This is a genomic window from Wolbachia endosymbiont of Atemnus politus (assembly GCF_013309895.1).
Genome location: NZ_JAAXCS010000062.1, coordinates 1 through 7,527, shown reverse-complemented (window position 1 = coordinate 7,527; position 7,527 = coordinate 1). Strand labels below are relative to the sequence as shown.

The window sequence follows — 7,527 nt, the reverse complement described above, 5'->3', positions numbered from 1 at the left end:
GGAAGTAGTTTATGCATTGCATCAGAGGCTAAAAGATCTATCTGTAGATGCCACACCTGATCAACTGGCATATCTTGCTAAATCTTTAGAGTCTATTGCCGGGCAAAGTACAGTACTAGATATTGTGCAGATGACTGATGTAAAGCTAAAAGAGCTGTTGGATAGTGCAACAAAACATTTAAGTGATCTAAATACTAGTAAAACAAGTTCACTATCTGCAATAACAACGGCAAAAACAAGTTCTTTGAAATCTTTAGAATCTTTAGAAGCTTTAAAAACCTCGTCGGATTCACATATATCGTTGCTTGATAGCAGAAAGGATGCCAATGTTGCAACAATAAATAGTGTTGGTAGGGATCATAAAGGTGATCTTAAAGGTTTAGTAGATAACTTTCGTACTGTTAATGATGTGCCGAATGGTTCATCAATTATGAAAGAGATAAGAAAGCGTAATATGGTTGAACCCGGATCGTTGCCATTTTTGTTCGGTGTTGTGAGTAGGAGTAATGACTATTCTTGGGGAAGTGGCAATTTTACAACTGAGCTTGGCAAGTGGTATAGTGATACGTCATATACCAATAATATGCTTTGCCTGTTAACAGGTGCGCATAGCTATGATACAGGTTATGTTGGGTTCTATAAACCACCATGTATAGCTCAAATACGTATCAATATCCATATGCATTATTGGGAGTGATATTTGTAAAGAACACGACAAATAATATGACAAGAACATTGAACTTTGTTGGTACATCCTACTGGAGCTCGGGATATGAAGGAGCAGGAGCATTTGTGGGAACACCTAATAACACCAATAGTAGTAAGGAACAAATTTCAGCGGTTAGCTGGAAAAATATTTATAATTATGGAAGTTTAAACAGTGGATTTTCTAATTCTGGTAGTTTTGTTATTCCAGACGGTATTCCAGACAGTAGCAGTATTATTTTATACATCACCTTATTACAATGAAGGCACCCATGCTAGGTGTTGTTATTCCAGACAGTAGCAGTATTATTTTATACAACACCTTATTACAATGAAGGCACCCATGACTATTGGGTCCAATTCATGCAATGGGGAATATATAATTTTCGCAGTGATTTTTTGACCACAGGACTTGAGGTAGATGTGGAGAGAACACTGAAAGCTTGGCAGTGTCCAGGATTAGAATATACCTATCAAATCTGGAAATGAAATAGGGAGAGAAATTGTGAGCATTTACATACGATTTGAGAACAACAAACAAGTTGAAACCACAGTGCTTGAAAATAAGCCAGAGGGTTGGCACGAAGCACCGAAGAATTTTGATTGGCAAAGAAGTTATCGTCTAACAGAAGGAGGGAAATTGTTGAAAGGAATAAAGAAGATATTGATCTGGAATTACTGGAAAATGCGAAACTTGCTGCACTTGATAGTGTGCGTTTTTATTTTAATAACTGTACTCACCAATACGCAGGAAATTCTCATCAGAAGTCTAAATCGTATTCGATACAAGCGAGAGCCGCAGAGAGCATTTTAGCGTTCAATAAATCTGGACTTCCGTTTGCTGAAGAAGATTTAAAAGTTATAGAACCGCTTGCAAAAGTCCGGGGAATTTCAGAAGTCCAAATGGCTGAGTTAATCCAGGAAAAGGTAAAAATAGAAAAAAAAGCAATAATTAAATGCGAAGAATTGGTGGACATAGCCGAAAGGGAAATTAATGAGGCCAAAAGTGAAAAAGAACTACAGACCTTACTCAGCGATTTAAAGCAAAAAATGCAAAAGGTTTTAGAAAGTTAAAAAATAGACCTTTTCTCTACCGCTTTCCAAAATTCAGGGGAAAAAATGACATAACAATTTTTACATGGAGTAAATGTTATAGAGGTTACCTCAGGGACAAGGACAGTACGAACAGCTAAGTCATCAGTATTAGGAGTAATATGTACTGCGCCTGAAGCTGACAAGCAAAAATTTCCACTAAACAAACCAGTATTAATAGCAGGAAGCTTAAAAAAAGCAGCAAAACTGGGAAAAAGAGGAACTTTGCCTTCTGGGATAAATGGAATATTTTCCCAAATAGGTGCAACAGTAGTAGTGATCCGAGTTGAAGAAAGTGACTCAGAATTAAAAGAAGAAGAAACGCTGAAAAATATAATTTGCGGAGTTGATGAAGAAACAGGAGAGTACGAGGGCATACAAGCATTCTTAAGCAGTGAAAGTATAGTACACGTAGCCCCAAGAATACTAATAGCCCCCTACTTTTCTCATCAGTTACCTGCCAACCCCTCTAGCAATAATATCATAATACAGAATCCGGTAGTTGCAAGATTAATTGTAATAGCAGAAAAATTAAGAGCGATAGTGGTCGCCGATGGACCAAATACCAACGATGAAGAAGCAATAAAATGGAGAAAAAGTGTTAGTAGCGCAAGAGTTTATGTAGTTGATCCTTGGGTAAAGGTGTTTGAAGGGGAGTTGCCACCGAGTCCATTTGTAGCCGGTTTAATAGCGAAAGTAGATAGTGAAGAAGGTTTTGGTAATCACCGTCAAATAAAGAGATAAAAGGTATTATTGGAACAAGCAGAGCTATTGATTTTACGCTAGGCGTTACACGTAGTAGAGCAGATTACTTAAATGAAAATGAGGTAACGACGATAATTCATCAAAATGGCTACAGACTATGGGGAAACAGGACATGTTCAAACGACGAAAGATGGGCTTTTCTATCAGTAAGAAGAACGGCTCATTTATGGGCAGTTGATCGAAATATTACCAAAACTTACATAGATGATGTAATTGAGAGTGTGAACTCTTATCTAGCTCATTTAAAAGCCCAAGGAGCGATTACCGATGGAAGATGTTATGCAAATCCGGAACTCAATACCCCGGCGAACATTGCAAGTGGGGAAGTATGTTTTGACTTTGAGTTTACGCCACCCTATCCAGCTGAAGAGATTACCTTCATGTCTCATTTGGTCAACAACAGCCCCATAAGTTAGTTAATTTTACAAAGGGGAAAAAATGTTACCAAAAAATCCTAAAGAATTTTAACGTATTTGTAGATGGTAATGGATATGCAGGAAAAATAGACGAAATAACGCTGCCAAAGCTTACCATAAAAACAGAAGAGTATCGTGCTGGTGGTATGGACATCCCAGTAAGTATAGTTATGGGAATGGAAAAACTTGAAGCTGATTTTACGTTTGCAGAATATGATTCAGAGCTTTTTTAGGTTATTTGGCTTGATTGATGGAAATTCGGTTTCTCTGACGCTAAGGGATGGATTACAAGGCGTTGTTTTTAAGGTCCCCTGAGTCCAAAAAAGTTTTTTTTTAGCGTGTGAATCATGTGCGTATGTGCGTATAACAAATATCTTAAAAAAGAAAATGTATGATAACTAAATTTGGTATTTAAATTATGTACCTCACACAAATGTGATATTGGGCATAATCGGCAAATCGACGCTGAGAATATGATTCGCAAGATTAACGGAGTTGATCAGATGGCTAAATTACAAGCAATTCTAGGAATTTAAGTTTTTTATTTTAAGGAGAGAAACACATGAAAACAGTAAAACTTGATAACCCAATAACAGTAGAAGGAATTGAGGTTTCGGAATTAACTTTTAGACCAGTAAAAGTGAGGGACTGCCTAGCAATGGAACGTGGTGGTAGTAGTGATTTTGAAAAAGAAGTAGGGTTAATAGCGAATCTAGCATTGGTTACAAAAGAAACAATTTTGGAATTATACTTTACAGACTACATAAAAATACAGGAGGCGTTGAAAGATTTTTTTCCATCTGTAACACAAAAAACTTGAGACAAAATGTAATAATGCTCTGTTCCGTTGTAGGTGGCGGGATTGAGCATATTCTTAAAATGGAAATAGACGAATTTATTTTGTGGGTGAAAGCAGCAGCGGAGTTTAAATGTGTGCGCCAAGAGAAGCGTTTAGAATACAGTTGGTGAAAATCCAACCTAGGCAAAGTCTAGCCAACAGCCTAGAACAGACCATTATGCTACGTAAGGTAACGAGCGTAGCAAAGCTAATGGAACGGACAATACAGGGTGCAACGAAAGTGAAGGTATTGAGTCCCGAAATGCTCGAGATCATGGAGGTCGACATTTTACATTTTAGTGGAAGACAGCATGAAGGATAACGACAAGGCAAGTTATCACTCACTCCATCGGGATCGTAGGCCGTATCATGTATTGAGATGGATTCTAAATGAACTTGGGAGATCCTTTGTATTCCTATTAAGGTACGTGAGAACAAGTCAACAAAGGCGAGGACTGACGAAAGATACAAAGGAAGTCGGACTGATTGATAGTACTCAGAGTGCGGGAAAGCCGCATACAAGGGGAAGCGATCAGCAATATAGCAACTGGAATAGGGATTGCAATACCAATACAACAGAGGTTGGAGGAATATGCAAAGAAAACTAAACCAGATAGCGATAAGAGCGAAGCGGGATAAACGAGTGAAATTTACATCACTAGTTCATCTGATAAATGCAGAAAATCTCGCCTTATGTTATAAAGAACTAAAACGCAATAAGGCTTGCGGTATAGACCAGGTGACAGTGGAAGCCTACGGAGAAAATCTCGAAGAGAAGCTTAGAACTCTGGTAGATAGTATGAAGAGAAAGCAATATAAACCGCGACCGGTGAGAAGGGTATATATACCAAAAGCAGGAAGCGAAGAAAAGCGCGGACTCGGAATACCATCGACAGAGGATAAGCTGGTACAGATAGTGCTAAAGAAAATATTGGAAAATATATATGAGGCAAATTTTCTAGACCAGTCATATGGGTTTCGACCTGGTAGAAGTTGTCACCAAGCGGTTAAAGCATTAGACAAAGCAGTTATGTACAAGCCAACAAACTACATTGTGGAAGTGGACATAAAGAAGTTCTACGATAATATTCAGCATAAATGGCTAATGAGGTGTTTAAGGGAACGAATATCTGACCCAAATCTATTGTGGTTAGTAAAGCAATTCCTTAAGGCTGGAGTTATGGAAGCTGGACATTATGAGGCAACTACACAAGGAGCACCTCAGGGAGGAATAGTAAGCCCAGTATTAGCTAACATATATCTACACTATGTACTAGATCTATGGTTTGAAAAGAAAGTAAAACCTAAATCTAAGGAATATATGGAGCTAGTCAGGTATGCAGATGACCTTGTGGTGTGCTGTGAAGGAGAAGAAGATGCTAAAGAATTTCTAGAATCACTGAAACAAAGATTAGCTAAGTTTGGTTTGGAAGTATCTGAAAACAAAACAAGGATAGTAAAGTTTGGCAAGAAGGAGTGGTACCAAGCAAAGAGAGAAAAGAAGAAAACGGAAAGTTTCAATTTTCTAGGATTTACGCACTACAGTGCAAAGAGTCGTAAGGGTAGGCTGATTATGGGGCATAAAACCTCAAAAGTGAGCCTAGCTAGGAAACTCAAAGAAATCAAAGAATGGTTAAAAACGATTCGTAATCATACTTGTCTTAAAGACTGGTGGCAGATACTAAAAGCTAAACTAAGAGGACACTATAACTACTTCGGGATTAGCGGAAATTATCAATGGCTCAGTAAGTTCGAGCAGGCGGTAAAGAAGCTAACGTTTAAGTGGATAAACCGGCGTAGCCAGAAAAAGAGCATGAATTGGGAACAATTTGAGCATTACACACAAGTTAATCCACTACCAAAGCCAAAAATATGTTTTTCGTTATATACATAGGGGGTGTATCGTGAACGCTATTATTGTGGAGCCGTGTGCAAGAAAGTTGCAAGCACGGTTCTTGTGGGGGAGTCATAAAAATAAAACCCAAGCAAGGGAGACAGGATTATGACTTCTACCAAACATCATTATCAATAAAAATAGGTGCCGTACTAGATGGTAGCTTTACTAGTACAATGACAGGGAGTAACACACAACTTTCCCGTCTTGGAGGTACAATAAGGCAACTTAATGCATCAATGGGATCAGTATCAAAATTTAAGGAATTAAAGCATGGGGCTTTAACAGCCAAGGTATCCTGGAGCAAATTAGAAAAGCAAGTAACATCCTTGGCGAAACAGATAAAGAGCACAGAAAAGCCAAGCAAAACCTTGAAAGCTGAGTTTGATAAGGCTAAGGGATCAGCAGCAAGAGCCAAAACAGCGTACTTACAGAAGAGAGATGCTCTACATACATTTAGTGAAGAATTAAAGAAAAGTGGAAAAAATGTTCAGTCCTTGATAAGGGATCAGCATAAACTTGGTGCTTCTGTAGGCAAGCTGAGAAGTCAATATGGTAAGTTAAACTCCGCCATCAAAAAACGGGATATGTTTTTGGGGAAAAAAGCGTACTTTAAATCGCAAATGTTAGAAACGGCTGGACTTGCACTAACACTTGCAGCTCCAATTAAAGTTGCGATTGACTTTGAATCTGCTATGGCTGATGTTAAGAAGGTAGTGAGATTTGCTGAGGATGATGCAGCTCATAACCAAGGAGCCACAGAATTTGGCCAGAAATTAAAGGAAATGTCCCGTACAATACCACTATCAGCTGCAGAGTTAGCACAAATAGCTGCAAGCGGTGGGCAACTTGGTATTGAAAAAGAGAAACTGCTTTCATTTACAGAAACAGTATCTAAAATGGCTACAGCGTTTGATATGTCTGCAGAACAGGCAGGTGATTCTATAGCTAAGCTTGCCAATGTTTATGGAATTGAAGTAAAAGAAATGGAAAGAGTAGGCAATATTATCAATCACCTCTCAGATAATAGTGCTGCTAAGGCAGGAGATATGGTTAAAGCGCTTGCTATAGTTGGTGGTACTGCAAAACAGTTTGGTCTTGATATCAAGGAAGCAAGTAGTTTAGTAAATGCCTTCATTAGTCTAGGCAAACAACCATCGAAAGCAGCGACTGCGATAAATGCTTTACTTGGTAGACTCCAGACCGCTGAGGGACAGAGCAAAGAGTTCAAAGCAGCGTTGGAAAATATGGGAATAACCGCAGAAGAGATGACACAAAGGATTAGCCGAAATGGCCAAGATGCACTAATTTATTTTTTTGAAACTCTGGAAAAAGTAGGTAAACAGGAACGTTCACAAATTCTTTTCGATCTCTTTGGTCAGGAATATCAAGATGATATTGCATTGCTAGTCGGAAGCTTAAAGAATTATAAAGAGGCCATAAAGAATTTAGCTGATGAGGAAGAATTTAAACAGTCCATGCAGAAAGAGTTTGACAACCGTGCAGCAACTACAGCAAATAATTTACGACTACTGAGGAATGCGATAGCAGAGGTGGGAATGAACTTAGGCTCAGTAATGCTACCTCCTTTAAAGTGGGTAAGTAGTCTTCTAAGAGAGATAACCAACCCCATAGCTTGGCTTGCAGAAAAGTGTCCATTTATTACTACGGGAATAATGAGTGTCATAACAGCACTAGTAGGTCTTAAAGTTCTAATAGTAAGTGGTGGTTATGCATGGAATTTAATTAGAGGTGGAATGCTCGCTTTCTCAGTTATTTTGCATGGAGTACTGAAGCCTGCACTAATATCATTCGTG

At 38.5% G+C, this 7,527-nt stretch carries 8 protein-coding genes and 3 pseudogenes; all 11 read left to right on the top strand.

The features are described from left to right. Positions 1–697 (top strand): annotated as a pseudogene (locus HET73_RS04790) (hypothetical protein); the annotation flags it as partial. 26 nt (positions 698–723) lie between these two features. Further along, a complete protein-coding gene (locus tag HET73_RS04785; RefSeq protein WP_174134108.1) occupies positions 724–969 on the top strand; it encodes a hypothetical protein in 246 nt (81 codons plus the stop codon). Between the two features lie 339 nt (positions 970–1,308). Then, a complete protein-coding gene (locus tag HET73_RS04780) occupies positions 1,309–1,779 on the top strand; it encodes a hypothetical protein (RefSeq protein WP_343033088.1) in 471 nt (156 codons plus the stop codon). Positions 1,780–1,857: 78 nt separating this feature from the next. Further along, positions 1,858–2,978, top strand: a pseudogene (locus HET73_RS04775) (phage tail sheath subtilisin-like domain-containing protein). Between the two features lie 35 nt (positions 2,979–3,013). Then, positions 3,014–3,269, top strand: a pseudogene (locus HET73_RS09480) (phage major tail tube protein); the annotation flags it as partial. Between the two features lie 113 nt (positions 3,270–3,382). Continuing rightward, entirely contained in the window at positions 3,383–3,514 is a 132-nt protein-coding gene (locus HET73_RS09680; protein WP_369333899.1) for a phage major tail tube protein, read from the top strand. A gap of 26 nt (positions 3,515–3,540) precedes the next feature. Beyond that, the gene (locus HET73_RS04760; RefSeq protein ID WP_174134107.1) at positions 3,541–3,798 is read left to right on the top strand and encodes a phage tail assembly protein; all 258 of its coding nucleotides are present in this window, start codon (positions 3,541–3,543) and stop codon (positions 3,796–3,798) included. 109 nt (positions 3,799–3,907) lie between these two features. Further along, positions 3,908–4,138, top strand: a complete 231-nt coding sequence (locus HET73_RS04755) for a hypothetical protein (RefSeq protein ID WP_174133479.1) — start codon at positions 3,908–3,910, stop codon at positions 4,136–4,138. Continuing rightward, a complete protein-coding gene (locus HET73_RS04750; RefSeq protein WP_174134106.1) occupies positions 4,128–4,424 on the top strand; it encodes a hypothetical protein in 297 nt (98 codons plus the stop codon). The genes HET73_RS04755 and HET73_RS04750 overlap by 11 nt, the downstream gene beginning before the upstream one ends. Then, positions 4,409–5,710 carry a group II intron reverse transcriptase/maturase gene (ltrA, locus tag HET73_RS04745; protein WP_174134105.1) on the top strand — a complete coding sequence of 434 codons (1,302 nt, stop codon included), beginning with the start codon at positions 4,409–4,411 and terminating at the stop codon, positions 5,708–5,710. Before HET73_RS04750 ends, ltrA begins: the two co-directional genes overlap by 16 nt. Positions 5,711–5,886: 176 nt before the next feature. Continuing rightward, positions 5,887–7,527 (top strand): phage tail tape measure protein (locus tag HET73_RS04740; protein ID WP_174134109.1); only part of this gene is annotated, 1,641 nt, incomplete at its 3' end.